At 72.5% G+C, this 3,464-nt stretch carries 3 protein-coding genes; 2 read left to right on the forward strand and 1 reads right to left on the reverse strand.

What is annotated here, in order from left to right; all coding sequences use genetic code 11:
• Nucleotides 1-362 precede the first annotated feature (362 nt).
• Both ESO86_RS19050 and ESO86_RS13870 read left to right on the forward strand, forming a co-directional pair.
• Entirely contained in the window at nucleotides 363-671 is a 309-nt protein-coding gene (locus tag ESO86_RS19050) for a hypothetical protein (protein ID WP_165307850.1), read from the forward strand.
• Nucleotides 672-732: 61 nt separating this feature from the next.
• On the forward strand, nucleotides 733-2,529 hold the full coding sequence (locus tag ESO86_RS13870; RefSeq protein WP_242492376.1) for an aminotransferase class V-fold PLP-dependent enzyme: 1,797 nt from the start codon (nucleotides 733-735) through the stop codon (nucleotides 2,527-2,529).
• 177 nt (nucleotides 2,530-2,706) lie between these two features.
• Here the strand turns inward: ESO86_RS13870 and ESO86_RS13875 are convergent.
• Nucleotides 2,707-3,464, reverse strand: a 758-nt coding sequence (locus tag ESO86_RS13875; RefSeq protein WP_207207142.1) for a VOC family protein, incomplete at its 5' end; no start/stop codon positions are given.

A 3,464-nucleotide genomic window follows, 5' to 3' on the forward strand; every position in this document is an offset into this window, starting at 1 on the left:
CGCCATGGCCGCGTCGAACGCGCGCGGCGCGTAGGAGGGCACGTCGGCGCGGCGGGCGCGAGCGAACGCGGCTGCGAGTCCGGCGAGGTCGATCGACGGGCGCCGGCGCTCGCGATCGCCCCGATTCCCGGCCATCGCGGATGTCTCGGTGTCGGTCATCTGACCCAGCTCTCCTGTCGTCGGCGCAGACCCGCTGCTCGTCTCGCATGAGCGACTCCAGGCCCCGCCAGTCTGGTCGCTCCGCGGAGGCGTGTCGAGGGGGGACGGGTCGCATGGCACGAATGGCGACGCCGCGGGCCGTTCGACCCGCGCCATCGGCGGGCGGGAGCCTAGTGTGACGAGTGACGCTGAGGAGGCTCGTGATGATCCGGAAGCGTGGGTCGGACGACGAGGCGCACGCGCAGGCCGAGGCGCAGGCGCAGGCCGACGACGACGCGCAGGTCGAGGCCGAGGCCGAGGAGGTCTGGGACGACGAGGGCGGAGCGGACGGTTCGCCGGAGTCGGAGCCCCAGCAGGGACCGGAGCCCGACACCGAGTCGGAGCCCGAGCCCGAGCCCGAGCGCGGCACGGAGGCCGTCGACCGGGCCAAGCGGTGGACCGACGAACGCGCGGGGCACTGGCACGGTGCGTCGTCATCGTCGGCGACGCAGGATCGCGCCGACACGGACTGAGCGGAGCGCCGCAGGACGCTCGACCGTAGCCGCAGGCCGTCGACGGCGTTACCCTCCTCCCGTGGCCCACCTCCACGAGGCATCCGCACCCCGCCGGATCGACCGCGCCGATCTCGACGCGGCCCGGAACTCCGCGCTCGTGCGCCGCATCCGCGAGTCGGTCATCGGCGACGACCAGGTCGTACCGGGCCCGTACGGCCCGCGTCGCGTGACGTACGCCGACTACACGGCGTCCGGCCGCGCCCTGACGTTCATCGAGGACTTCATCCGCGACGAGGTGCTGCCGCGCTACGCGAACACGCACACCGAGTCGAGCGGCACGGGCCTGCAGACGACGCGCCTGCGCGAGGACGCGCGCGCGACGATCCGCGACGCCGTCGGCGGCGACGACGACACGGTCGTGATCTTCACGGGCGCCGGCTCGACGGGCGCGATCGACAAGCTCATCGGGATGCTCGGGCTGCGCGTGCCATCCGCCCTCGACGACCGATACCGCTTCGCCGCGTCGATCCCGCCGGAGGAGCGGCCGGTCGTGTTCATCGGCCCGTTCGAGCACCACTCGAACGAGCTGCCGTGGCGCGAGTCCATCGCCGACGTGGTGACGATCCCGCAGGACCCCGACGGACACATCGACCGGCGCGTGCTCGAGGCCGAGCTCGTGCGACACGTCGACAGGCCGCTGAAGATCGGGTCGTTCTCTGCTGCGAGCAACGTGACGGGCATCGTGAGCGACACGGCGGGCATCTCGGCGCTGCTGCACGAGTACGGCGCGCTCTCGTTCTGGGACTTCGCGGCGGCGGCGCCGTACGTCGACATCGAGATGACGCACGGCGACCCCGGCACGGCATTGGCGACCGGGCAGTACAAGGACGCGATCTTCCTCAGCCCGCACAAGTTCATCGGCGGGCCGTCGACGCCCGGCGTGCTCGTCATGCGCCGCGGACTCGCGACCAACCGGGTGCCGGACGTTCCGGGCGGCGGCACCGTCGCGTTCGTGAACCCGACCGAGCACGAGTACCTGACCGACCTCGCCCACCGCGAGGAGGGCGGGACGCCCGCGATCGTCGAGTCGATCCGCGCCGGGCTCGTCTTCGGGCTGAAGGACGCCGTCGGCGTCCCGACGATCCGCGCCCTCGAGGACGACTTCCTGCACCGGGCGATCGCGGCCTGGCACGACGAGCCCGCGATCGAGGTGCTCGGCAACCTCGAGGCGGAGCGCCTGTCGATCGTGTCGTTCGTCGTGCGCGCCCCGAGTGGGAGGTACCTGCACCACAACTTCGTCGTCGCCCTCCTGAACGACCTGTTCGGCATCCAGTCGAGGGGCGGTTGCTCCTGCGCCGGCCCCTACGGACACGACCTGCTCGGCATCGACATCGAGCGCTCCCACGAGTTCGAACGCGAGATCGCCCGCGGCTGCGAGGGCATCAAGCCGGGCTGGGTGCGCATCAACTTCAACTACTTCATCTCGGAGGGCGTCTTCGACTACCTCGTCGAGGCCGTGAAGCTCGTCGCGCGCGACGGCTGGCGGCTGCTTCCCGACTACTCGTTCGACCCTACGAGCGGCATCTGGCACCACCGGCGCGGGCCCTCCGAGCCGCCGTTGCGCCTCTCGCAGGTCTCGTACGACGTCGACGGACGGCTCGTGTACCCGCACCACGACGACCGAGCGCCGGAGTCGGCGCTCGCCGGCTACCTCGCGGAGGCGGAGCGGGTGTTCGCGGCTGGCCCTGCGGGGGCCGAGCCATCCGCCGCCGGCCCGGCTGACGGGTCGATGACGGATGCCGCGCCCGCGCGCCTCTCCGACGACTTCGAGCACCTCCGCTGGTTCGACCTTCCGGCGGTCTGCCTCACGACGTGACGGCGCCGCAGTTCCAGCAGGTGCCGCCTTCCACGAGTGCGCCGCATCCGCTGCAGGTGGCGGCGAGCCAGCAGACGTCGCCCATTGCGTCGTTCGATTCCCGATCGCCTGCGAGGTCGGTTCCGGATGGCGCGTCGGGACGGTCATCACGGCCGTGACGCGAGTCGGCCGGGCCGGTCATCCGGTTCCCTCCCGATCCGCCCAGATCGCGATGTCGACCTTGTTCCCGGCGGGGTCGGCGAGCGTCCACCATCCGCGCTCCTCGGACCCGGCGGCGATCCGCCCTCCGGCGCGAAGCGCCGCCTCGACGCGTGCCCGACCGACGGCACGCGGCACCGAGACGTCGAGGTGGAACGCGTGCCGCAGCGGCTTCTCGGGCGAGATGTCCTGGAACCAGAGGCTCGGGCCGCGCCCGTCGAGGTCGATGAGGTCCTCGTCACCCTGCTCGGCGTAGGCGAACAGCTCGCGCCAGAACGGTCGAACCGCGTCGTCGGCCTTCGACGCGATCGCGATCTGGACGGTCTGCACCTTCGACGGAGCCGAACGGGCACCGAACTCCGCGGCGACCTCGGGGATGCGGCGCGCGAGGTCGAGGTCGGACTCGACGAGCTCGGTGACGTCGCGGGCGAGGCGCACGGCGAGCCCGTCGGCGCGCAGGTCGAGGTGCAGTCGGTCGGCTCCGTCGAGCCCGGCGAGCTCGGCGGCGAGGGCGGCGCTCTGCGCGAGCGAATCAGTGTCGAACCATGCGGTCGGCCCGGCGAACACGACCGGCCAGTCGACGAGGTCGGGTGCCTCGCGGAACGCGGTGAACATCGCCTCGCCGTGCTCGAGCTCGGCGGGCCCGGCCGCGACCATCGGAGTGTCCCGGTGCGAGCGCGTCGTCGCCGAGCCATCCGCCGCCCGGGTCTCCGCGGCCGAGGCGGCCGGGCCGGCCG

The sequence above is a fragment of the Agromyces binzhouensis genome, from assembly GCF_004135055.1.
GTDB lineage: Bacteria > Actinomycetota > Actinomycetes > Actinomycetales > Microbacteriaceae > Agromyces > Agromyces binzhouensis.

Coding starts and splice junctions, on each gene's coding strand:
- ESO86_RS19050 (WP_165307850.1), top strand. CDS start 363: ATGATCCGGAAGCGTGGGTCGGACGACGAGGCGCACGCGCAGGCCGAG.